The sequence below is a fragment of the Undibacterium sp. TJN25 genome (assembly GCF_049339885.1).
Lineage (GTDB): Bacteria > Pseudomonadota > Gammaproteobacteria > Burkholderiales > Burkholderiaceae_D > Undibacterium.
Genome location: NZ_JBMPPM010000004.1, coordinates 475,342 through 499,076, shown reverse-complemented (window position 1 = coordinate 499,076; position 23,735 = coordinate 475,342). Strand labels below are relative to the sequence as shown.

Below are 23,735 nucleotides of genomic sequence, written 5' to 3'. Positions count from 1 at the left end.
GAATGCTGACAAAAAGCTGACAGCAGTTGGGCACAGCATTCGCCATCTCCTACGTTGCTCACCGCTGCCGTCCTATCTGTGCCGGCTTTATTGTCAATTATGCTAGGTAGGTATTTTACGAGACCGTTAAGAGACGGTCTCTCACCCTATCTCCAGGAGAATCATGATGAATAAAGTCCAATCAATCGCCGTGCTCAGCTGTTCGCTGCTTTTTGCAGCCGCTTCCCATGCACAAACTACCAAGGCCGCCGATACACCTCCAGCGAATATGGCCAGCAGTGCGGCCAGCAGCAGTTCCATAGATCCGTCGACAGGCACCAAAAAGAATACTTACCCGGCACAGGCCGGCCAGGTCAATAACCGCGACCCTAATGCTTCTACCGATACGACAGGTAAAAAGCGCAAAGTCGTCAAGCACCGCAGTAACACCAGCACCGATCCTGCCGCCTCATCAGCATCAATGCCGGCCTCTTCCAATTAAGCTCATCCTGCCGGTAGTCAACGCCCTTGCTGCAAGGGCGTTTTATTTTGGCTGCTATATTTCCGCCTTGACGGCTATATGAAATGATGAAAAATGATGGTCCGGAAGACCTGCGCCTGCTTGGCCTGTCGATACGGCATCTGCGACGGTGGTGTGTGGCGTTGTTCGCCGGGCTGTCAGCAGCCCCTGCGGTATTCGCTGCCGAAGTGCAGCCAGACCTGGCGACTGTCATCATTACCGCGCCGCGTTATACCGTTTCCCCATTTACTACTGCGGCATCGGTGGATGTAATCGACGGCGAGGAGATGCGGGAGGGCAGGCTGCAGGTCAACTTGTCGGAGGGGCTGGGCGGCGTGGCCGGTCTGCAGATCCGGGACAGGCAGAATTATGCGCAGGATCTGCAATTGTCCATACGCGGCTTCGGCGCGCGCTCCAGCTTCGGCGTGCGGGGCTTAAGGCTGTATGTGGACGGTATTCCCGCCACGATGCCGGACGGTCAGGGCCAGACCTCCAATATCGACATTACTTCAACGGACAGCGTACATATCTTGCGCGGTCCGTTTTCGGCGTTGTACGGCAATTCGTCGGGCGGCGTCATACACATAACCACCAAAGACGGTAGCGCACCTGCCATGGTGTCGGCGTCTGCTTCGGCGGGCAGTTTCGGCACTTACCGTTATGGCGTGCAGGCCAGCGGGCTGACCGCGTCGGAGTGGGGCGGCATTGATTACCTGCTGAGCGCGACTCGCTTTTCCACGGAAGGCAACCGCGACCACAGCGCGGCCAGGAAAAATCTGGGCAATGCCAAGTTTGGCTGGCATCCCGATGATTCCAGCAAGCTGACGTTCATGCTCAATAGCGTGGACCTGACGGCGCAGGACCCCCTGGGCCTGACCCGGCAGCAGTTCGAAACCGCGCCCCGCAGCGCCCCGCTGGCGGATCTATACAACACGCGTAAAACAGTCAGCCAGACGCAGGGCGGCCTGGTTTATGAAAAGCGCATCGATGCAGATAATTCTTTGTATGCGATAGCCTATACGGGGCGGCGCAGCACGCAGCAATTCCAGGCCATTCCACCGTCTGCGCAGTTGAGCCCTGCCAGCGCCGGTGGCGTGATCGATCTGGACCGCAATTACGACGGCGCAGACTTGCGCTGGACGCACAGGAGCAGTCTGGCCGGCGGTCCGCTGACACTGTCGGCAGGGCTGGCTTACGATGAGATGTTTGAGCACAGGCGCGGCTACGACAACTATACCGGTGGCGTTGCCGGCGCCGCGTTGGGCAGACTGGGCCAACTCGGCCGCCTGCGCCGCGATGAAGACAATACTGTGCGCAATGTGGACCAGTATCTGCAAGCCCATTGGGACGTGTCGCCACGCTGGGCGGTGGACGCGGGTCTGCGCCACAGCGTGGTGCAGTTCTTTTCGAACGACCATTTCATCAATAGCGGCAATGGCGATGATAGCGGCGCGGTGCGTTACCAGAAAGCACTGCCGGCGGCGTCGCTACGCTACCAGGCTTTGCCGGACCTGAATCTGTATGTATCGGCAGGCCGGGGGTTTGAAACCCCCACCTTCAATGAGTTGGCCTACAAGCCCGGCAATGCCCCCGGCCTGAACTTCGGCTTGCAGGCTTCGCCCAGCGTCAGCACGGAAGCCGGCGCCAAATTGAAGACCGCGCAGGGGCTGCTGACCGCCGCATTGTTCCGGACTACCACCGACAACGAAATCGTCATCGATACCAACAGCGGAGGGCGGGCCACCTACCGCAACGCCGGGCGCACGCTGCGCCAGGGTGTGGAGCTGGGCTGGATAGGCAGCCTGGCAGACGATTGGCAAGCCCGGCTTGCCTATACGCTGCTGGATGCAAGCTACCGCGATCGTATCTGCATTCCCGGCCCTTGCAACGCCCCGAGCCCCTCCGGCCCCGTCATTGCCGCCGGCGCGCGCTTGCCGGGAGTGGCCAGGCAAGCCCTGTTCGGTTCGCTGGCATGGACGCCACCGCAGGGCTGGCGTGCTTCGTTGGAGGGCCGCTACGTGGACAGCGTCAGCGTCGATGACGCCAACAGCGATGCAGCACCGGCGTTTTTCACGGCGTCCGCCAGCACCGGCTACTTGTGGATAAAAGACAGGTGGACGATGAATGCATACGCGCGCGTCGATAATCTTTTTGACCGGAAATATGCAGGCTCCGTCATCGTCAATGAAAGCAACGGTCGCTTTTTTGAAGCTGCACCCGGCCGCAACGGCAGCGCAGGGCTGTCGATGGCCTATGCGTTCCGTTAGCGCCGCCGATATTGGCGAATAGCTAATGATCAAAAAATATGTGGCGAAAACCCCACGACCTGCGTCGCAAGAACGTCGGCAATATTGAAAACTGTGCGCTGGAACACATTTTTGCGCAGCGCTTTCGTCTACAGTTGTTGTAACAGGAGGTAGTAAATGAAGCCGGAACATGACTATAAGCGCGTGGAGTCGCGCACGGAATCGAAGACGGAGGATCTGCCGCCGGGCGCCGTCCTGCTGCGGCGCTTCCTCGCGCTGCACCGCGTGAGCCCGGAAGACCTGGCGCAGGGAACTGCGCTGGATATCGGCACTGTACACAGCATCCTACAGGGCAGCATCGGGATTACGCCGGCGCTGGGCGCGATGCTGGATGATTACCTGGGAACCGGTAGTGGTTTCTGGCACATGCAGCAATGGGAATATGACGCGGCGCATGGCCGCGAACGGCGCGATGAAGCCAGGGATGTGCTGGCTTGCTTCCTGTTGCCATCGCTGTCCAGGCCTGCCCCTTAACGCACAAAGCAGGCAGGCCATACTACTGCCTGTCATTGCCCGCCGTTATTGCCGTTATTGCTTATCGACGCTGGTTTTCAAATCCTGCGCCATCTGCAGATGGTGTTCCAGTGAAGGCAGGGTTTTTGTGGCAAAGCTTTTCACGTCCGGATCCTTGGCGTTCATCGAAGTTTTCCTGAACAGCGCCACTGCATCCTTATGCGCCGCGACGCCGATATCGGCCGCATATTCCTTGTCGTATTTCTTGCCGTCCAGGCCATTCAATTTGTTAATTGTCGCCTGTTGCTTCTTGTCAGGCTGGGCCTCTATCTGCACGCCCTTGCTGTCGGCAAGGGCTTTCAGTTCATCCGCCACCTTGCTGTGGTCGTCCACCATCTGAGTTGCAAAACTTTTCACCGTATCTGAACCAGCCTTGGTAGAAGCAGCCTGGCTGGCCTGGATTTCGGTGGCGCCGGCATGGGCTGCCGACATCATGAACTGCTTGTCCGCGCTGTTGAGGTCGGCTGCCATCGCATGAGTCGCGGCAAAGCCGCCGGCCAGCGAGAGCAGTACCGCTACCGCATGACGGGGGAAGATGTTTTTGCGGATACCCGCACGGGCAAAAGAAGGTATGTTCATATTTTTCTCCGTATAAAAGCCCGATGCTATCCGGCTTCCCGTAGTCTGCGTATAGGCGCTCCGTAGGAATGACAACAGAGCGAGCGTAGGAATGCAGGAAACAAGACGGGGTGGGAGTCTGTGTGGCTTACCACACAGAGAACATGTCGCTGCGGCGTTACGCTGGGCAAGTTCATTTCCTTGGGAAACGCCATGACCTCTCTCCTGCCTGTGCCGGCTCTGCCAGCCTTATTCCAGCCACCACGCATGCCGCGCACACTGCTCACACCGCAGATCGGTTTTCAGGGGAGCGCCCACCGACATCCTTTTCCTCTATCGCATCTGGCTGCCGCACTGCTGATCGCTATTGCTGCCGCTCCAATGGCGGTTCTGGCGCAAACGGTTGGCGACAGCAAGGCCGGCATGGGAAACAATCCTGTGCTGCCGGAACCAAGTTCCACGCTGATACCGACTGTCAATATAGCACCCGCGGTGGGCTGGCCGAACGGCGGCAAGCCCAAGGCGGCTGCGGGTTTCGCGGTTGGCCAGTTTGCCGGCCAGCTCAACCATCCGCGCTGGGTGTACGTGCTGCCGAACGGCGACGTGCTGGTGGCGGAAACCAATGCGCCGCCCAAGCCGGACGATAGCAAGGGTATCAAAGGCATGGTCATGAAGCAGGTGATGAAGAAGGCCGGCGCCGGCGTCGAGAGCGCCAACAGGATCACGCTGCTGCGCGATGCCGACGGCGACGGTGTTGCTGAAACCAAGACCGTGTTCCTGCAAAACCTGAATTCGCCGCTGGGCATGGCGCTGGTCGGCAATGATCTGTATGTCGCCAACACGGATTCGGTCATGCGTTTCCCCTACAAGGAAGGCGCCACGCAGATTGCCGAAGCGGGCGTCAAGATCGCCGACCTGCCTGCTGGCACCATCAATCACCACTGGACCAAGAATATCGTCGCCAGCAAGGACGGCAGCAAGCTGTATGTCGCTGTCGGCTCCAATAGCAATGTCGGTGAAAACGGCATAGAAAATGAGGCCGAGCGCGCAGGTGTCCTGGAAATCGATATTCGTAGCGGCGCCAGGCGTGTCTTTGCAAGCGGCATCCGGAATCCGGTCGGCATGGGGCTGCAGCCCACCAGCGGCGAGCTGTGGGTTTCCGTCAACGAAAGGGATGAACTCGGCAACGACCTGGTACCCGACTATATGACATCGGTGAAGGATGGCGGCTTCTATGGCTGGCCTTACAGTTATTACGGGCAGCATGTGGACACGAGGATGAAACCGCAACGGCCGGATCTGGTGGCCAAGGCCATCAAGCCGGATTATGCACTGGGTTCGCATACTGCATCGCTGGGGCTTACTTTTTACGACGCCAAGGCTTTTCCCGAACGCTATTGGAACGGCGCCTTTGTCGGCCAGCACGGTTCATGGAACCGCAAGCCGCATAGCGGCTACAAAGTGATTTTCGTTCCCTTCATCAACGGGCACCCCAGCGGCAATGCGGAAGATGTGCTGACCGGATTCCTGAATGACAAGAACCAGGCACTGGGGAGGCCGGTAGGCGTGGCTGTAGATAAAAAAGGTGCGCTGCTGGTGGCCGATGACGTCGGCAATATCATCTGGCGGGTGACTTCCGCAGCCCGCTAACACGCGGTGGCAGAATAAGCGACGGCGCTACTGCTCCATGCATAGCGCCGTCGCTATTTCATCATAGTAGTTCTGCTGTAGTCCGAACCAGAAACCCTCATCCATTTCAAAACAGGTATCCAGCTGGTGGCCGATATCCGGATCGATGCCGATCACGCCCGAAAGAATGCCGTTGATCGTGGCAACGCTGAGCGAAGTACGCATCGCGATGTCTTTGGGCACAATATTCAAGGGAAGCAGGAATTCATCCAGCAGGATATTGCCGGGATGTATGTCCGGCAGCATGACGCTCGCATTGTCCAGGTTGGCAGCCATCATTGTCTCCTCACAAAAACTGACTGTAGCCCGAAGCCTTTGTCCCGGCAGTTAAATAGCCAACCATGGAGGTCTTAAACGATTGCCCAAGGGGCATTTCGTACGGGCTTTCCCCGCGAATTCAAATCCTGCTGGCGCAATACCCGGTTTTGTTACTATAATATAAAAAAAGCAACTCTCAACATCAGAGGATTTCAATGGATATGTATCTGGTCAACGCACTGACGGAAGCGTTGCACAATGCGCAGAAGCTGGGCGGCAGCGCCCTGGCGATGCGGGATACGGACCAGTTGATACTTGTCATCGCGCAGTCCAACAAGCAGTTGCAGACTGCGGAGCAGGTGCTGGCGCTGCATAAAAAAGAACTCGCCACGGTCCATCAGGAATTGGCGGATGCTCGCCAGACCATACAGCAGCTGGAAATTGCCAGCACCAACCGCGAAGGCTACACGCTGGTCGAAATTGCCAGCGGTGTGCTGGCCTACCGCTGGCTCGCGCAGACCGCTGCACGCGGCAGCCACAAGGAAAGCAAGGCAGCACCCGAATTCTTTTGCCAGCACTGCATGGATTGCGGGCTGAAATCTGCCTTGCAGCATCTTAAGGCAGAGGCAGGCGGCACGCCCTTCTATCACTGCCCCATCTGTAAAAAAGAATTTCCAGCCAACCTGAGCGTTACCCGGCGCAGGTTGGCTGGGCACTCTGCATAGCGACGGTTTTGCGGCTCCCCGCGACTGTCATCCATTCTGTGAATATCTGCCTGCGTCCGTTCCATTGACTGTCTTGCATGCCGTTACATTACGATGTTTTTTTCAGGCAGGGCTTGTGTCACACTGGCAGCTAAGCTGTATGCAGGCGGCAGCCTTGGCTGTTGACGACCAACAACGACATTGCAGAGGACATCAATGGCAAATACGGCAGATCAAAGTACGGTGCTGATACTGCAGGGCGGCGGCGCCCTGGGTGCTTACCAGGCAGGCGTGTACGAGCAGTTGCATGCGAAAGATATCGCAGTCGACTGGGTCATCGGCACTTCGATAGGGGCGATCAATGCTGCGCTGATCGCCGGCAATCCGCCCGAAACCCGTGGGGCGCAGCTGAAAGCATTCTGGGACAGCCTGGCGCCGTGGGCGCCAAACGCCACGGGATGGTGGAATGCGTTTACGCCGCTCAGCAACCTGACCCATTCGATGACGACACTGGGTACCCTGGTCAACGGCGTGGATGGTTTCTTCAAGCCGCGTGCCGGCGCCAGTCCCGATATCAATACCGTCGTACCGCTCAATGAAATGGGTTTTTACGATACCTCGCCTCTGAAGGCAACGCTGCAAAAATACGTCGATTTCGATTACCTTAACAGCGGCAAGATGCGCATCAGTGTCTGTGCGGTCGATATCGACACCGGGCAGAGCGTGGTCTTCGACAGCAAGAACGGCAAGATACTGCCGGAACACATCATGGCCAGCGGGGCATTGCCGCCTGGTTTCCCGCCGATAGAAATTGAGGGCAAGGCTTACTGGGATGGCGGCATCTATTCCAATTCGCCGCTGACGGTTTTCCTGAGTGACGGCATCGACAAGGATGCGCTATGTTTCATGATCGATTTGTGGGACCCGAGCGAGACACGGCCTAAATCCATCGCGGAAGCGCTGGCGCGCTACAAGAGCATCCAGTATGCAAGCCGCTCGCAGGAGCAGCTGGAAATTTACCAGGTGATACGGGATCTGCAAAAGGCGATACGCATCCTGTCGGAAAAAATCCCCGCTGCGGAGCGCAAGAAAAAAGAAGTCCAGGCGCTGGTCAAGCTGGGCACCGACCATACCGTCAACGTCGTCAACCTGATCATGAAGGCGACGCCGCAGGACCAGTATTTCAAGGACATCGACTTCAGTGCGGAAACCATACAGCTCCGCTGGCAGGCAGGCGTGCACGATTGCCAGCGCGCGCTGAGGCATAAGGCGTGGCTGCAGCCCTTGCCGCCGCATGCCGGCCTGATCATTCACGAACTCCCCCAAGACTAAAGGACCGCCATGACTGAGGAAGAAGTATTGCGCGATGCGTTCGCGATGCCGTTGCACAATCCGGCTTTTCCGCCGGGGCCTTACCGTTTTGTTGACCGCGAATACCTGATCATTACCTATCGCACCGATCCGGCGCTGCTGCAAAAAATGATACCGGCGCCGCTGAAGATGGTGGAGCCCATCGTCAAATACGAATTCATCAACATGCCGGATTCAACCGGCTTCGGACATTACTGCGAATCAGGGCAGGTGATACCGGTAACGCTGGACGGCGTGGAGGGCGGCTACGTGCACAGCATGTACCTGAACGATCATCCGCCTATCGCCGCCGGCCGCGAGCTATGGGGTTTCCCCAAAAAGCTAGGCGAACCTGAACTGAGGGTGCACAAGGACACGCTGATTGGCACGCTGGACTATAGCGATTTTCGCGTGGCTACCGGCACCATGGGTTTCAAGCACAAGACCCTGGACTCCGCTGCGGTAAAAAAATCGATGGAAACTCCGAGCTTCCTGCTGAAGATCGTACCGCATGTGGACGGCACGCCGCGTATCTGTGAACTGGTGCAGTACAGCCTGACGGACATCATCATCAAGGGCGCCTGGGGCGGTCCCGGTTCGCTGCAGCTGAATCCGCATGCGCTGGCGCCGGTGGCCGGTCTCCCGGTACTGGAGGTTTTATCCGCGGTGCATGTGCTGGCGGATTTGACGCTGCCGTATGGCACGGTGGCCCATGATTATCTGGCGCAGCCGGGGGCGAGAAGGGGATAGCAGGGAGATCAATGCCCTGTATTGGTAGCCCGGATGGAGCGTAGTGCAATCCGGGAGGCAGACCGCTAGCCTGTGGAGCGCTCCCGGGTTGTGCTGCGCTCCACCCAGGCTACCTCCGCCGGTCTGCACAAGCGTTTAGCCGTTCCTCAGGTCTCGCTCCACTGCCTCAGCAGGTTGTGATACACGCCTATCAGCTTGCGGCGCGCAATCTCATCCGCCTGCGTCTGGTTCAGCGTCTGGATAGCATTGTCCAGGTCGAACAGCATCGCACGCTGGCCGTCGTCGCGGATCAGGCTCTGTATCCAGAAAAAGCAGCCCATCCGCATGCCACGCGTGATGGGGGTGACCGTATGCAGGCTGGTGGCGGGATAGACCACCATGTCGCCGGCATCCAGTTTTACTGAGTGCACGCCGTACGTATCCTCGACCTGCAGTTCGCCGCCGTCATACTCTTGCTGGTCGGTCAGGAACAGCGTGGCGGAAATGTCGGTGCGCAGCTTGCGGCCGTTGTGCGGATGGATGCGTACGCTGCCGTCTACATGGGCGCCAAAGTGCATGCCTTCGCCGTAGCGGTTGAACATCGGCGGGTAGACAATATTGGGCAGCGCCGCGCTGATAAACAAGGGATGGCGCTCCAGCGCCGTGAGGATGATGCGCTGGCACTGGAGCGCCGTTTCGGAACGTTCGTCAATCTGCTGGTTGAACTTGACCGGCGCCCCCTGGTAGCCGGCCGTTGCCCGTCCATCCACCCAGGCATCTCCTGCCTGGGCCAGTAGCGCGCGCACGTCGGCCAGTTGTTGAGCGTCGAGTACCTTCGGTATGCAAACCAGCATGGGTCTTCCTGATCGATAAAAGCGGCAATTACATGCGATAGTTGAATGACAGCATTGCCGAACGTCCCGTACCGGGAACGGAGCGGCCGCCGTCAGACTGGATCAGCGCATCGTAATACATTTTGTTGGCCAGGTTAAATACATTCAGGCGTATGTCGTATTTAGGCTGGCGGTAGGCCGCGGTGGCATCCCAGCGGGTATAGCCGCCGACTTGCACGGTATTGGTAGGATTGCCGAAGCGGCTGGACATGTAGACCGGCCCGCCGCCGAGTTCCCAGTGCGGCGCCACTTCATACGTGGACCAGGCGGTCAGCGTGTTCTTTGGCGTATTGCTTGGGGTCTTGCCCAGAGTGCCGTCGATTGCCGAGGCGCCGACTACCTTGGCGTCCAGATAGGTGTAGTTGATGGCGACCTGCAGTTCCTTGTTGACGCGGCCGGTAGCGCCGGCGCGGAAACCGTTGACACGCACGGTGCCTTCCAGTTCGTAGATGCCGGTGCTGATCTGGCTGCGCGCATTGTCTTTCTGGATCTGGAAAATGGCTGAGTTCAATGCCAGGTTGCCGTTTGCCAGGTCCCATTTGCCGCCGAGTTCATACGATTTGTTTTTTTCCGGATCCAGGTTCTGCTGGCCGGTCGTGCCTGTCAGCTGTTCCAGCGAAGGATTGAACGAGGTGCCATAAGAAATATAGTAAGACTGCTCTTTGCTCGGCTGCCAGATGCCGCCCAGGCGCACGCTGGTGAAGTTGACGGTCTGGCTGGCACTTGCCAGCGCCGTGCTGCCCTTGGTATTGAGGGCATTGATGGAGTTGGTGATGCTGGCGATGTAGCGGTCATACCGCAGGCCGCCTGCCAGTTTGAATTCCGGGGTCAGCTCTATCGTATCGTTGAAATAGGTTGCCACGGTATTGGCCGTTCCGCCTGCGCGGTTGCCGACGCTGGTCGGCACGTTGGCCGGAGAGTTGCCGTTGTTCGGGTTCAGCACCGGAACGCAGGCGATGTAGCCCGAGGTTCCGCCAACCGGGTTCAGCGCAACGCCGTTGCAGCTGCCGTTGCGGTAAAAGCCCTGGTTGTCGTAGCCGTCATGGCCCAGTTCCAGGCCTACCAGCAGTTCATGCTTGAAGCCGCCGGCGCTAAATCTGGCTGCCAGTTCGCTCTGGTTGAATATCGAATAGTCGCGGATATTGCGGTCATGGCTCTGGATGCGTTCATACAGGCTGGACAGCGGCAGGTTGCTGATGCCTGCTACAGGCAGCGGTGTAAAGCCGCCCGGGCCGACAGTGCCTATGGTCTGCGGCGCAGTCTCTATCGCATCGGTCTTGACATAGTTGATCTGCGCCATGTCGCGCAGCGTGATGTCGGATGTCAGCTTGTGCTGGAATGAGGCATTAAAGGCAGCGATGTCGGAATCGGTATGGTCGCTGTTATAGCCATAAGCGGTATTGCGGTCCACGGTGACAGGGTGGCCGTTCAGCGGGCCCACGCCGTAGTCGGGCATGTCGTGGTTATGTTGCAGCAGCGCGGACAGCGTGATTTCAGTCGGTGTGCCTATGCCGAACTTGACGGACGGCGCAATGCCGAAATCCTGCAGTCTGGTCTGGTCGCGTGTTGTTGCGTCACCGCTCTGGCCCATCACTTCAACGCGGACGGCCGCTGTATCGGAGATCGGTGTATTGTAGTCGGCCGTTGCGCGCACCAGGCCGTTGGTGGTGACGGAGCCGCCCACTTCGGTAAACTGCTTCAGCGTTGGCTTTTTAGTCACCTGGTTGATGACGCCGCCGGTTGAGCCGCGGCCGAACAGCATCGACGACGGCCCCATCAACACTTCAATGGAGTCCAGCGCGAAGGTATCGCGGAAGTACTGGCCACGGTCTCGGAAACCGTCCAGGTAGATGTCGGTGCGTGCCGAAAAGCCGTTCAGGTTGACGTTGTTGCCGATCTGGCCACCTTCTGCGCCGCCCAGCGTGATGCCGGAAACATTGCGCAGCGCGTCGGACATGGAATTAGCGCCTTGCGACTGCATCAGCGCCTTGTTGACCACGGTAACCGATTGCGGGATGTCATGGATGTCGGCGGGCAGCTTACCCAGCGATACCGCGCCTGGTGCGAAGTCGTTTTTAGTGCCCTGGATGACGACCTCGGGCAGGGCGGCGCTTATCTGTGCACTCACTTGCGGTGCGGCTTGCTGGGCCAGCAGTGGAAGAGGACTTGCAAACAGGGTCAGCAAAGCTGCTGCGATAGGAGTGCGGCGGGTCATTTTCGGACTCTTTCTGTGAATATAAGGAGTAAATAAATCGGATAGCGCCAGTATGAATGCTAATTATTTCGGTAGCTAACTAATAATTGTAAAGTAAATGAGAACTATTGTTGTTTCTGTTTGTATCTGGACCGACGAGCGGGGCTGGGCATGCCGGAATGATGCTGAGGATGTGTTTGCGCTTCCCTATGCTTGCTTGTAAGATCGGTCTTCGATTCCTCTAGGGCTGGGCAGAAAAACGGATGACTTTTCGCTACGCCATCGCTGTATTTTTGTTGTTTTTATGCTGCGGGTTTGCGCATGGCGCTCCCGGCAGTGTCATTTTGCTGGCCGGAGAGGCATTGGACGAGAAAGGCAGCCAGCGGCCGCTCGGCGCCACGCATCGCAGGCTGCTGGCTTATCTGGAGCGTATGCTGGACGTCAGATTTGATGTGCGCATGTATCCATGGGGCAGGCTGGATCTGTATGCGCGCAACGGCGAAGGTTTGGTGCTGGGCTTGTCGAAAAATACAGAGCGAGCTGGTTACCTGCATTTTTCCGATGCGGCGTATGCCAATAATCTATGGCTGGTTACGCGCAGCGACACGCCTTTTCCCTTTAATTCCATGCAGGATCTGGCAGGCAAAAAGATAGGCGCTGTCCGCGGCTATAGCTACGGGGAAGAATTTGATCGCGGCAGGAACAGGGTTTTTCAGGTGGAGGAGGACATCTCTTCTCGTTCTTCACGGCTTAAAAAGCTGCTGAGCAGGAGAATGGATGCCCTGCTGGTCTACCAGCTGGCGACTGATTCTGCGGAAGAGGTGGAGTCCGGAATTAATAGTTTCATGGCCAGCGAGGTAAAAGACATGCTGGTACCGAGGAGCCTGTCTTTCCGCGTGCTGCCGCGGCCGATGCAAACGGAAAACGTCTATTTTTCCATCGCTGCCGAGAAGGACAGGGGTATTATCGCCAGTATCAACGATGCACTGGCGAAGGGGCGAAAATCCGGTGAGCTGGCCCGCATACTAAAGGCCCCCAAGCCTGACTGAATTGTGCCGATCCGGCAATGTCAATGCCGTATGCAGGATTAGAGTAAAACTACCGTACGCAAAGCGGGTGCTGCCGCCGGGAAAGGACCGTAGTATACTTGCATCGTGCGTTTAGACGTACAGCCCTGAATATGCAACAAGTAACAAGTACCAACACTAGGATGTAAAACGTGAATCAACTGAAATCCGCTCTGAATGCGCTCTATATTACCGAAGGGGTGGCGGGCACCAAGTTCTATCACTTATCCACTGCATTGTCGAAATCGGTGTCGCTGTGCGATAAATTGACAATGAACGCCAATCTTCCACTGTCTTACTGGGGAACCAAAACCCAGGTGAAAGAGCGCTATTGCTCAAAATGCGAAGCAGCGGGCGCTGAGGCGCTGACACAGGCAGGCGCCACCCTGGTCGCGACGGAAAAGCAGTGAGCTGTTTCACCGGCATGGCAAGCCAGACGCCGCTCTTGCCGGACGTCTGCTAGAACGGAAAGAAGATATTCGCGTGGTGCAGGAAATCGCCGCTGCAAAGAATGAATCCCATAACGCCTGCCGCCATGACGGGGATCACCACGAATACGGTTGCCGGGTATTTGGACATGCTGTGCTCCCTTGAGTTCTATCACAGCCTGTAGTGTAAGTTCCGCCGGGCGGCGGCGTTATCAGACCCGCTGCCTAGTTTCTGTAGGACAATGCGCAGGTCCTTGCTTATGCTTTCATAATCCTTCCTGCCGGCGCTGTCGCCGGTTTCAGTACCATCCACACTGCAATGCCGATCAGCGCGCCACCCACTGCATGCGCCCACGACAGCTGCTCGCCCAGAAAAAGCGTTCCCCACAGCACGCCAAACGGCGGGATCAGGAAAGTCACCGTCAGCGACTTCACCGGCCCCAGATCGGCAATCAGCCTGAAATACAGGATGTAGGCAAACGACGTGCAGATCAATCCCAGTCCTGCCAGTGCCAGCCATACGCCGGTATTACCCCAGCTGGCCGGAGGGGCGCTGATGGCGGTGTAGCCGAAAAACGGCAGCAGCACGGCGGTGGCGCCCAGCTGGCTGGCAAAGGCAACCAGCCTGCTGTCCAGGCCGCCCTTGTCCGATATCCAGCGCTTGGTCAGGAAGCTGGCCAGCCCGTAGCACGCAGTGGCGGCGAGACAGGCTGCCGCGCCCAGCAGGATGTCGCCGCTGACCTGCACGGGGCCGGTACGGGTCAGCACTGCCACGCCGGCCAGGCCGAACAGAACGCCGGCGATCTTCGCGCCGGTCAGCTTATCCTTGAAAAACAGCGCGCCTATCACGACCCCCATCAGTGGCGTGGTCGCATTGAAAATAGCCGAATAGCCGGCCGGCAGCACCTTGGCTGCCAGGCTGTACATGACGAAAGGGATGCCGGAATTGATCACGCCCAGCAGCATGCCTGCGCCCAGCTTGCCTTTCATGTCCCATTTCACCCGCATCGCTAGCAGCAGGACAATGAGTCCTGCCGTGGCAAACAGCACCCTGAAAAACGCAGTCGGCATGGCGCCTATCACCGGCGCGATAATGCGCAGAAACAGGAAACTGGCGCCCCAGATGGCCGACAGGCCGAGCAGGCGGACGATGTCTGATACTCTCAAGATAAGTCTCCATTCAGGTTATTCCGGATTTAGGGGACAGGTGTGTGACGCGCGCCGCTCAGCGATCCATGTCGCCATGATAATCACCCCGGTGACGCTAGTCTGGCTGGATTCGGACATGTGAACCCTTTCAGCCGCGCTGCCTGCCTTGCCAGTGGTTTAAAATTGCCGCCGGCCTCATCCAGTGTTAAATTCTTCTAATGCATGTGCAGCTATTGGACCATGCGCATATCGCTGCCGCAAATCATTTTTTCTGAAGAAGGTATAGAAAAACTTAATCATGACGAGCAAACTTCCCCCTCTGCACGCGCTGCACTGCTTTGAATGCGTCAGCCGCCATCTGAGCGTCAAGCATGCTGCAGAGGAGTTGCATGTCACGCCGGCGGCGGTTAGCCAGCAGATCGGCAAACTGGAGGAAGCGCTGGGGGTGGTACTGTTTGTCAGAAGTGCGCGCAAGCTCAGCCTGAGCGAAGCGGGCATGTCGTATTTTTTGGGAATACGGTCGGCATTCCGGCAGATAGAAGAGGCGACCGCGCGGCTGACGGCAACAGCGGCCGAACCTGTCGTCACGCTGAGCTGCACCACCGTATTCGCAATGCAATACCTGTTGCCGCGCCTGCCACGCTTTCATGCGGCGCACCCCGGCATTGACGTGCGCATCAGTACAACGCACAGGCTGGCGGATTTCGTTCATGACGGGGTGGACATCGCGGTGCGCCATGGACTGGGCCGTTATCCTGGACTGAACGCTGAGTTGCTGATCGACGATGCGTTGTATCCGGTATGCAGCCCGCGCTTGCTGCCCTCTCGCAGGCGCTTGAAAAGTGCGGGGGAACTGGGTGCGTATACATTGCTGCACGATGTGCAGAAAGATGACTGGGTCTTGTGGCTGAAGTCGATGTCCGCGACAGGCGTCGACAGCAGCAAGGGGCCCATTTTTGACGATTCCAATACCATGATTGAAGCGGCAGTGGCCGGGCATGGCATTGCGTTGGCACGCAAATCCCTGGTCAGCTTGCAGCTGTCGGATGGGCGGCTGGTAATGCCGTTCAAGACCGCCATCCGCGCGCCATTTGCCTATTATCTGGTGTATCCGGCCGATACGCCTTTGCGCCGTGAAGCCATGCAGTTCAGGCTGTGGCTGCTGGAAGAGGTTGAGGCGCTGGAAGGAAGATAGCCGCCGGCGAGGATGCGCCGGCAGTTCGGCTCCCGGCATCAACTGCCGTCAACCGCGCTCAACCATGATCAACTGTTCCTGGCGCGGTTTTCGAGCGCTGTCTTGCGTATGGCGTCCAGACTGGCATTCGGCGTGATCAGAGTGCCGTCGTAGCGCAGCTCTATCAGGGCCGGCAGGCGGGTATCGCGGGTATGCGCCAGCGCACGCTGCAATGCCGGTGCAAATTCCGCCGTCGCTGTGACTACTTCTCCCGAAGCGCCGTAGGCCCGTGCCAGTGCTGCAAAATCGGGATTATGCAGATCGGTGCCCGAGACGCGAGCGGGAAATTCGCGCTCCTGATGCATGCGTATTGTGCCGAACATGCCATTGTTGAATACAATGATGACGACGCCGGCCCGGTATTGCACGGCGGTGGCCAGTTCCTGGCCATTCATCAGGTATTCGCCGTCGCCGGCGAAGGTGACGACGGTGCGTTCCGGCTGCATGATCTTGGCGGCGATGCCGGCCGGCACGCCGTAGCCCATGGCGCCCGATGTCGGCGCCAGTTGTGTGCGCCAGCCGCCGTAGCGGTAGAAGCGATGCGCCCAGGTCGCGTAATTGCCGGCGCCGTTGGTGATGATCGCATCGCGCGGCACCGCCTGCATCAGGTCTTGCACCACTTGCCACAGGTTCAGCGGGACGTCTGTATTTTTAAAGACCGGCGGTTCCAGCTGGTAGTTCGCCAGATCGGCCCTGGCGGCTGCGGCGCTGTCCTGCCATGCCGCCGCATCCACCGGCGGCATGCTGTTCAGTGCCGCCGCAATCTGCGGCATGCCGCTGTTGATCAGCATATCGGCCTGGTAGACGCGGCCCAGCTCCAGTGCATCGGCATGGATATGAATCAGGCTTTGCTGCGGCACCGGCGCCTGCAGGATGGTGTAGCCGCTGGTGGTCATTTCCCCCAGCCGCGGCCCGATGGCGAGGATCAGGTCGGCCTCCCTGATGCGTTGCGCCAGTTTGGGATTGATGCCTATGCCGACATCGCCTGCGTAATTCGGGTGCGCATTGTCCACCAAATCCTGGAAGCGAAAGGCGCATGCAAGCGGCAAGCGGTTGGCGGCGGCGAATTCGCTGATCTGCGTGCAAGCTTCGGCATCCCAGCCGCTGCCGCCCAGGATCGCAATGGGACGCTGCGCACGCGCCAGGCGGACACGCAGTTCAGCCATCTGCAGCGCGGACGGCGCAGCCTGTACCGGCGTGTAGCAGCGGGTATCGGCCACTTCGGCCAGGCCGGCCAGCATGTCTTCCGGCAGCGCCAGCACGACGGGGCCGGGGCGGCCGCTGGTGGCGACCTGGAAAGCGCGTGCAATATACTCAGGGATGCGGTCGGTGCGGTCTATCTGCGCCACCCATTTCGCCATTTGCCCGTACATGCGGCGATAGTCGATTTCCTGGAAGGCTTCGCGCTCGACGAAATCATTGCCTACCTGGCCGACAAACAGGATCATCGGCGTCGAATCCTGAAATGCGGTGTGGACGCCGATCGCTGCGTTGGTGGCGCCCGGGCCGCGCGTGACGAAACAGATGCCGGGGCGTCCCGTCATCTTGCCATAGGCATCGGCCATGAATGCCGCGCCGCCTTCCTGGCGATTGATGATGAAGCGTATGGGGCTGTCGTACAGCGCGTCCAGCACCGGCAGATAGCTTTCACCGGGCACGCCGAAAACGAACTCCACACCGTGAACCTGCAAGGCATCCACGACCAACTGACCACCGGAGCGAGATTTGAGCATGAAAATATCGGATAAGAGGAAAAAACCATACGCTACCAGAAACGCACAGGATCTTGTTATTTGTATCCGGGTACCCGGATTATTAGGCGCTCTGCGGTGGCGCTGTTACAATACGGCCTGAAGCAAGCCAGACAATCGCTGGCCTTATCGTAATGGTAAGGCGGGAGGAAGGTCCGGACTCCATAGAGCAGGGTGACGGCTAACGGCCGTACGCTGAAAGCCGCAAGGTATAAGGCGAGGAATAGGGCCACAGAGACGAGCGTATTTAGTTACGGTGAAACGCGGTAACCTCCACCCGGAGCAATTTCAAATAGGCACGCATTGATGCTGCTCGCGGAGCGTGCGGGTAGAAAGCTTGAGCGCTGGAGTAATCCAGCGCCTAGAGGAATGATTGTCATAGCACGGAGCAGCAATGCCGAGTGCCGTAACAGAATCCGGCCTACCGGCTTGCTTCATTTTTATTTCCCCCCGTTTGTTATCTGTCATCTGTCATCGGGCAGCCAGTTCGGATTGCCCCATCCATTCCTTCATTATTTCCCTTCGTGCTTTTCTGCCTGCAGGCAATTTGTTGTATAGCTGCATCTATCTGCAATACAGAATTTCCGGTGGTACACTTCATGAAAGCAGGCGGCGTAAGCCATCGCTTTATTGACAATAATATAAGAGACGACCATTTTGATTCAGCATCTTGCCGCCCTTTGCAGAAAGGGCAATAGCGCCTCTTTCCCTCGTTTGCTCTAAGCTTTAAGCAATCTGTAGCCATTCATAATCGGTAATTTAATTTACGGACGCGGCTTTCAGCTTTTAGTTAAAGGTCTTTTGCATGGAAAGAACCATCGCCAGCCGGGAACAGCGTGATGTACCCACGACTGTATTCTTGTTCATTGTCAGTCTGATTATTATTGCCATTCTAGGGCAAACATGGTGGTCGGTCTCACAAGACAAGGTATTGACGCTGTCGTCCGCGCAGGAAAACAGTTACCTCGCCGTGCGGGTACTGGAAGAGCATGCCAGCCGCATTTTGCAGGATGCGACGCGTTCCATAGGCGCTGCCGCCGAAGGCATCAGGAATGACGACGACGCCATCTTGCAAGACGAGGCCGCGATGCGGCAAATCCTGGTCAACCAGCGGCAGGACTCCAGGTTCCTGCAATCCATCGCAGTAATCAATACTTCCGGGCACCTGTGGGCAACCTCGTTCCAGTTTCCGGCCAGCGAAGCGGATCTGAGCGAGCGCCAGTACGTCAAATTTCTGCTGCATCATCCGCAAAACCGGGATGTCATCGTCGGCGCGCCGGTCAAGCTCGGGCAGGATAGCCGCTGGGTTCTGCCTGTTGCCAGGAATATCTATAGCCGTAGTGGCCAGTACGCCGGGCTGATCCAGGTCGAGATCGACCTGGCTTACCTGAATGAGTTCTATGAGCGGGTTGCGCGGGATGGCGAAGCCAGCATTTCGTTGCATGACAATGAAGGCAATATCATCATCCGTTCGCCTTTTGACGAGCGTTATCTGAATCTCAACGCCAGCCGGTCGGCTGTCGCCGGCAGTATCAGGCAGAGATCGGAAGAGGGGGTGCTGCAGGACAAGTCCTTTGTCGGCGACGGCGCCGAGCTCATCTATACCTACCGCAAAATGGCGGATTTCCCGATCACGGTGGTGTACGCGCGTGACATGGGCAGCATTTTGTCCAGCTGGAACAAACGGCTCAAGCAGAGGATATTTTTTGCGGCACTGACGATAGGCTTCATCCTGCTGCTGGCGGCAGTGCTGGTGTGGCATATCGGCCACCTGCGCAAATCAAATACGCGGCTCAAGGCCAGCGAGAACCGCTACCGGCTGCTGTACCAGGAGGCACAGGATGCGATCCTGCTGATCAACCGCGATTACCTCTATGTCGATTGCAATCCTGCCGCCATTGCATTGTTCGGCGTGGAATCTGCAGCCGATATCATCGGCAAGCGCGCTGGCGGATTCTCGCCGAACTCGCAGCATGTCAACCAGTTGCCGAGCATGGGCCGCGACAATCTCGTTGCCACCCTGGTGGATGCGGCGTTCGAGGGCACGGCGCAGCGCTTTGAATGGACCACGCAGAAACACGGCCAGTTGCAGTTCAACGAAATTACGCTGAGCCGGGTCGAGGTCGAAAGCGAGATACTGCTGTTTTGCGTGATGCGCAACGTCAATTCGCGCAAATATACCGAGCGTCTGCTGGAAGGGCAAAACCGCCTGCTGCAGCTGATAGGCAGCGGCGAAGAGTTATCCAGCATTCTGGAAGCGGTGTGCCAGTTTGTAGAAAAATTGAACCCGCACTGGCGCTGCGGCATACAGTTGCTGGACGACGACCAGCGCACTTTTTCGCGCCTGGTGGGGCAGAATTTCCCGGAAATGCTGAAGCCGCAGTTGCAGGGGCTGGTGGTCAGCAAAGGTAATGGCGTCTGGAGCGAGGCCGTCATCAATGCGTCGCCGGTGTGGGTGGAAGACGTGCAGGCGGCGCCCGAGATGCAGTTTATCAATGCACTGGAAAACCTGTCCGGGTTTGCCAGTTGCGGCGCCTGGCCCATCATGGGCAAGAACGGCCAGCTGCTCGGTACCTTTACGCTATTCTTTACCGTGCGTACCCCGCTCAACGACGAAGACATGGGGCTGATGGGCATTACTACCGACATCGCCAGCATTGCGATCGAGGATAGACGCTCGGAAGAGAAAATCCTGAAGCTGGCCCACTATGATGACCTGACCGGCCTGCCTAACCGCTTCCTGTACCACCAGCATCTGGCCAAGTCGCTGGCGCACGCGGAGCGTAACCGCTCGCGGCTGGCGGTATTTTTTGTAGACCTGGACCGCTTCAAGAACATCAACGATACCTTCGGCCACGACGAAGGAGATACCGTATTGCGTAACATCGCCAGGCGTTTCAAGAACTGCCTGCGTGAATCGGACACCATTGCCCGTGTCGGCGGCGATGAATTCATCCTGCTGGTGGACCAGTATGACAACCCGATGGATCTCAGCGACATCGCGGACAAGCTGCTGATAGAGTCGGCGCTGCCTTTCGATATCCGCGGGCAGGAATGCCAGCTTAGCGCCAGCATCGGCATCGCGACCTACCCGGCCGACGGCAAGGATGCACAGACCTTGCTGAAAAATGCCGATATTGCGATGTACCGGGCCAAAAACCGGGGCAAGGACAATTACCAGTTCTATGCATCCGAAATGAATGTGCATACTGTGGAACGCCTTGCCTTCGAGGCCAGGCTGCGACGGGCGCTGGAGCGTCGGGAATTCGTCGTGTATTACCAGCCCAAGCTGGATATAGCCTCCGGCCGCATCGTCGGCGCTGAAGCGCTGGTGCGCTGGAACCACCCCGAGCGCGGCATCCTGTTTCCCGGCGAGTTCATCACGCTGGCGGAGGAGGCCGGCCTGATAGGGCGGCTGGGCATGCTGGTGCTGGACATTGCCTGCCGCGATGTGCTGGCTTTCCAGGCGGTGGATAAATCCTTCGGCAGGGTGGCCATCAACCTGTCGGGTGCGCAGTTCAACGATGCCAACCTGCTGGCCGACGTGCAGAGCGTGGTTGAGTTCTGGCGCGTCAGTCCGCAGTCCATCGAATTTGAAATCACCGAGAGCATGGTGATGCACAACAGGGAGCAGGCGATTGTATTGATGGATGGCCTGAAGGCGGCCGGCTTTACGCTGTCGATAGACGATTTCGGCACCGGCTATTCTTCGCTGGCTTACCTCAAACGTTTCCCGGTCGACAGCGTTAAAATTGACCGCTCGTTCATCAAGGATATGCCGGAAGATCCCAACGATACCGCCATCGTGCTCGCCATCGTGGCAATGGCGCATACGCTGGGCCTGAAAGTCATCGCCGAAGGTGTGGAAACTGCGACCCAGTTACAGACGCTGGCCGATTCCAGCTGCGATGAATACCAGGGTTTCTATTTCAGTAAAGCGGTTCCCGAGAATGAGTTTGTGGCGCTGCTGGAGCGGCAGACGGAAATGGTGCCTGCATGAGGGTGTTAAGCGGAGTGATAATGCCCTCGCTCCCTGCCATCGCCTGCCCAGGAGAGCCTGTACCGGCAATCAGCAGCGAAAAAGCGTCGTTGTCCATCGGCCTGCCGAAATAATAACCCTGCGCGCAGTCGCAGGCATTCTGCTGCAGGAAGCGGGCCTGTTCCTGGGTTTCCACGCCCTCCGCAATCACCGACAGGTTCAGGATATGCCCCAGCGAGATAATGGCCTTGACGATGGCAGCGTCATCCTTGTCCACCACGATGTCGCGCACAAATGACTGGTCGATCTTCAGGCAATCCACCGGGAATTTCTTCAAGTAGCTGAGGCTGGCGTAGCCGGTGCCGAAGTCGTCCACCGACAGGTACACCCCCATCTGTTTCAGCTGGTGCAGCGTGGCGATGCTGGCGTCCATATTGTGCATCATCATCGATTCGGTAATTTCCAGTTCCAGCAGGCTGGGCGGCAACCCGGTTTCTTCCAGGGCGTGCCGGACGATCTGCGCCAGGTCGCCATGATGCAACTGGCGCGGCGAGATATTCACGGCGATGCGTATCGGCTGCGGCTGCAGGCCTTGCATCAGCCATTGCATGGCCTGCGCACAGGCGGTGTGGATGACCCATTCGCCGATCGGCATGATCAGCCCGGTCTCTTCCGCCAACGGAATGAATTCGGCCGGCGATATCATTCCCTGTACCGGATGGCGCCAGCGTATCAGCGCTTCGGCGCTGTGGATCAGGCCGGTGCCAAGGTCTATCTTCGGCTGGTAATGCAGCGTTAACTGCCGGTTCTGTATCGCGATGCGCAGCTTGTTCAGAAGGTCCAGCCGGTCGGCCACGGCCGGGGTCAGCACGCCGGCATAATACTGGTAGTTATTGCGGCCCAGTTCCTTGGCCTTGTACATGGCCGCGTCGGCGTTTTTCAGCAGCACGTCGGCATGTTCGCCGTCGCCTGGATACAGGCTGATGCCTATGCTGCAGGTGACCGTCAGCTCGCGCCCGTCTATGCGGCAGGGCTGCGACACGCTGCTGCGTATGCGCTGCATTACCGAATCGAGCTCGTCGCCGTCCGCATGATGGTTGAGCAGCAGCACAAATTCGTCGCCTCCCAGCCTGGCGACGGTATCGCTGTCGCGCATGCAGGCCAGCAGCCTTTCGGACATGATCTGCAGCAGCTGGTCGCCGGCCTGGTGGCCCAGGCTGTCATTGATGTACTTGAACTGGTCTATGTCCAGGAAAGCCAGCGCCAGCCGCGTGCCGCGGTGCCGCGCCTGCATGATGCCCTGTTGCAGGCGCTCTTGCAGCAGGGCACGGTTGGGCAGGCCGGTCAGCATGTCATGGCTGGCCCGGTGTTCGACTTCCGCCTCGTGCAGCTTGCGATCGGTAATGTCCTCTACCGTACCCTCATAAAACTGGATGTTGCCTGCGTCGTCATACACGGTGCGCGCATTTTCAGAGATCCAGATAATGCTGCGGTCCTTGCGGTACACGCGCGATTCGAAATTGCTGATGGAGCCCAATTGCTGCATCAACTGCATGAACTGCTGCCTGCGCCCGGTTTCTACATACAGCTGGGTGTCGATCTGCCTTAGCTCGCTCATCATCTGTTGCGGCGACGCGTAGCCGTAGATGCGCACCAGCGCGGGATTGACCGACAGATATCCCTGTGGCGTGGACTGGAATATCCCCTCTATCGCATTTTCCACAATGCTGCGATACCTTCTTTCCACTTCCAGCGTGACCTGGTCGGCCTGCTTGCGCACCGTGATGTCGGAAACCAGCCCTTCCACGGCCTCCAGCTGGCCGGTCTCCCCATAAACGCCGACGCCACGCTCCCATAGCCAGCGCGATTCACCATTGGCGTGCGTTATTCGGTATTCGACCTCATACGGCTGCTGTTGTTCGAGCGCAGCCCGCACGCTGCCCCGCAGTTGCTCCAGGTCTTCCGGCTCGCACAGGCGCTCATAGGAGGGGCGGTCCGCGTAAATGGCGTCATCGGCGGGGTAGCCGGTGATTTTGCTGCAGCCCGCGCTGACCAGTTCCATGCTGTACCGGCCGTCATTCCTGTAGCGGAATACCATGCCGTCCAGATTATTCAGTAGCGTGCTGAGAACTCCCGATTGATCGAATTGGCTCAGTTTATTGGCAGGGCTTGCTGGCATAGGGGTGGTGCACCGCCATCAGGAAGATGCATACACGATAGAGTTGTAATGTGTTGACTCAAGCAAACTATGTGCCCGGAGGCAAGGTCCTCCTGGAGCAAAGCAGGCCGGGCCTGCCATCTTTCAGATCAGGATGGCCCATTACCGTGGGTTTCAGGGGGGTGAAGATCAAGAAAGTGGCGGAAACTTGCACAAAAAATGCGCATCGCAACCTTAGAGGATATTTCTTTATTGAAACTTTATGTTGTTCCAGAT

Annotated in this window: 18 protein-coding genes and 1 other RNA gene; 12 read left to right on the top strand and 7 right to left on the bottom strand. The window is 58.2% G+C overall.

Going from position 1 to position 23,735, the window contains the following annotated elements:
• The first annotated feature begins 163 nt into the window (after positions 1 to 163).
• The 3 genes from ACO0LO_RS12390 (at position 164) to ACO0LO_RS12380 (ending at position 3,279) form a co-directional block, all read left to right on the top strand.
• The gene (locus ACO0LO_RS12390) at positions 164 to 481 is read left to right on the top strand and encodes a hypothetical protein (RefSeq protein ID WP_422964527.1); all 318 of its coding nucleotides are present in this window, start codon (positions 164 to 166) and stop codon (positions 479 to 481) included.
• A 140-nt stretch (positions 482 to 621) separates the two neighbouring features.
• The gene (locus tag ACO0LO_RS12385; RefSeq protein ID WP_422964710.1) at positions 622 to 2,766 is read left to right on the top strand and encodes a TonB-dependent receptor family protein; all 2,145 of its coding nucleotides are present in this window, start codon (positions 622 to 624) and stop codon (positions 2,764 to 2,766) included.
• A gap of 156 nt (positions 2,767 to 2,922) precedes the next feature.
• On the top strand, positions 2,923 to 3,279 hold the full coding sequence (locus ACO0LO_RS12380) for a helix-turn-helix transcriptional regulator (protein WP_422964526.1): 357 nt from the start codon (positions 2,923 to 2,925) through the stop codon (positions 3,277 to 3,279).
• Between the two features lie 54 nt (positions 3,280 to 3,333).
• Here the strand turns inward: ACO0LO_RS12380 and ACO0LO_RS12375 are convergent, their stop codons facing one another.
• Positions 3,334 to 3,897 carry a DUF4142 domain-containing protein gene (locus tag ACO0LO_RS12375; RefSeq protein WP_422964525.1) on the bottom strand — a complete coding sequence of 188 codons (564 nt, stop codon included), beginning with the start codon at positions 3,895 to 3,897 and terminating at the stop codon, positions 3,334 to 3,336.
• Positions 3,898 to 4,257: 360 nt separating this feature from the next.
• Here ACO0LO_RS12375 and ACO0LO_RS12370 point away from each other — a divergent pair, with 360 nt between their 5' ends.
• Positions 4,258 to 5,526 carry a PQQ-dependent sugar dehydrogenase gene (locus tag ACO0LO_RS12370; protein WP_422964709.1) on the top strand — a complete coding sequence of 423 codons (1,269 nt, stop codon included), beginning with the start codon at positions 4,258 to 4,260 and terminating at the stop codon, positions 5,524 to 5,526.
• A gap of 27 nt (positions 5,527 to 5,553) precedes the next feature.
• Here the strand turns inward: ACO0LO_RS12370 and ACO0LO_RS12365 are convergent, their stop codons facing one another.
• Positions 5,554 to 5,844 (bottom strand): HigA family addiction module antitoxin, encoded by a 291-nt coding sequence (locus ACO0LO_RS12365; RefSeq protein WP_422964524.1) that lies wholly within the window; start codon positions 5,842 to 5,844, stop codon positions 5,554 to 5,556.
• A gap of 194 nt (positions 5,845 to 6,038) precedes the next feature.
• Here ACO0LO_RS12365 and ACO0LO_RS12360 point away from each other — a divergent pair, with 194 nt between their 5' ends.
• The 3 genes from ACO0LO_RS12360 (at position 6,039) to ACO0LO_RS12350 (ending at position 8,627) form a co-directional block, all read left to right on the top strand.
• Positions 6,039 to 6,548 (top strand): hypothetical protein, encoded by a 510-nt coding sequence (locus ACO0LO_RS12360; protein WP_422964523.1) that lies wholly within the window; start codon positions 6,039 to 6,041, stop codon positions 6,546 to 6,548.
• 195 nt (positions 6,549 to 6,743) lie between these two features.
• Positions 6,744 to 7,859: a patatin-like phospholipase family protein gene (locus ACO0LO_RS12355; RefSeq protein ID WP_422964522.1), complete on the top strand. Its 1,116-nt coding sequence runs from the start codon at positions 6,744 to 6,746 to the stop codon at positions 7,857 to 7,859.
• 9 nt (positions 7,860 to 7,868) lie between these two features.
• Positions 7,869 to 8,627, top strand: coding sequence for an acetoacetate decarboxylase (locus tag ACO0LO_RS12350; RefSeq protein ID WP_422964521.1), 759 nt, complete (start codon positions 7,869 to 7,871; stop codon positions 8,625 to 8,627).
• 146 nt (positions 8,628 to 8,773) lie between these two features.
• On the opposite strand, the gene ACO0LO_RS12345 is transcribed toward ACO0LO_RS12350, so the two are convergent.
• On the bottom strand, positions 8,774 to 9,460 hold the full coding sequence (locus tag ACO0LO_RS12345) for a Fe2+-dependent dioxygenase (RefSeq protein WP_422964520.1): 687 nt from the start codon (positions 9,458 to 9,460) through the stop codon (positions 8,774 to 8,776).
• Positions 9,461 to 9,488: 28 nt separating this feature from the next.
• Positions 9,489 to 11,714, bottom strand: coding sequence for a TonB-dependent receptor (locus ACO0LO_RS12340; RefSeq protein WP_422964519.1), 2,226 nt, complete (start codon positions 11,712 to 11,714; stop codon positions 9,489 to 9,491).
• 242 nt (positions 11,715 to 11,956) lie between these two features.
• On the opposite strand from ACO0LO_RS12340, the gene ACO0LO_RS12335 reads away from it, so the two are divergent.
• Both ACO0LO_RS12335 and ACO0LO_RS12330 read left to right on the top strand, forming a co-directional pair.
• Positions 11,957 to 12,742, top strand: a complete 786-nt coding sequence (locus tag ACO0LO_RS12335; RefSeq protein ID WP_422964518.1) for a substrate-binding periplasmic protein — start codon at positions 11,957 to 11,959, stop codon at positions 12,740 to 12,742.
• Positions 12,743 to 12,912: 170 nt separating this feature from the next.
• Positions 12,913 to 13,170, top strand: coding sequence for a hypothetical protein (locus ACO0LO_RS12330; RefSeq protein WP_422964517.1), 258 nt, complete (start codon positions 12,913 to 12,915; stop codon positions 13,168 to 13,170).
• Between the two features lie 276 nt (positions 13,171 to 13,446).
• Here the strand turns inward: ACO0LO_RS12330 and ACO0LO_RS12325 are convergent, their stop codons facing one another.
• Positions 13,447 to 14,355 carry a DMT family transporter gene (locus tag ACO0LO_RS12325; protein ID WP_422964516.1) on the bottom strand — a complete coding sequence of 303 codons (909 nt, stop codon included), beginning with the start codon at positions 14,353 to 14,355 and terminating at the stop codon, positions 13,447 to 13,449.
• Between the two features lie 280 nt (positions 14,356 to 14,635).
• On the opposite strand from ACO0LO_RS12325, the gene gcvA reads away from it, so the two are divergent.
• Positions 14,636 to 15,532 (top strand): transcriptional regulator GcvA, encoded by an 897-nt coding sequence (gene gcvA, locus ACO0LO_RS12320; protein WP_422964515.1) that lies wholly within the window; start codon positions 14,636 to 14,638, stop codon positions 15,530 to 15,532.
• 68 nt (positions 15,533 to 15,600) lie between these two features.
• Here the strand turns inward: gcvA and ACO0LO_RS12315 are convergent, their stop codons facing one another.
• Positions 15,601 to 17,304 carry a thiamine pyrophosphate-binding protein gene (locus ACO0LO_RS12315; protein ID WP_422964514.1) on the bottom strand — a complete coding sequence of 568 codons (1,704 nt, stop codon included), beginning with the start codon at positions 17,302 to 17,304 and terminating at the stop codon, positions 15,601 to 15,603.
• A gap of 119 nt (positions 17,305 to 17,423) precedes the next feature.
• Between ACO0LO_RS12315 and rnpB the strand changes: the two genes are divergently transcribed.
• Positions 17,424 to 17,762, top strand: an RNA gene (gene rnpB, locus ACO0LO_RS12310) — RNase P RNA component class A.
• Between the two features lie 365 nt (positions 17,763 to 18,127).
• Positions 18,128 to 21,322, top strand: coding sequence for an EAL domain-containing protein (locus ACO0LO_RS12305; protein WP_422964513.1), 3,195 nt, complete (start codon positions 18,128 to 18,130; stop codon positions 21,320 to 21,322).
• Here the strand turns inward: ACO0LO_RS12305 and ACO0LO_RS12300 are convergent.
• Positions 21,252 to 23,480: a putative bifunctional diguanylate cyclase/phosphodiesterase gene (locus ACO0LO_RS12300; protein ID WP_422964512.1), complete on the bottom strand. Its 2,229-nt coding sequence runs from the start codon at positions 23,478 to 23,480 to the stop codon at positions 21,252 to 21,254. The two genes, ACO0LO_RS12305 and ACO0LO_RS12300, sit on opposite strands and share 71 nt — an antisense overlap.
• Positions 23,481 to 23,735 lie beyond the last annotated feature (255 nt).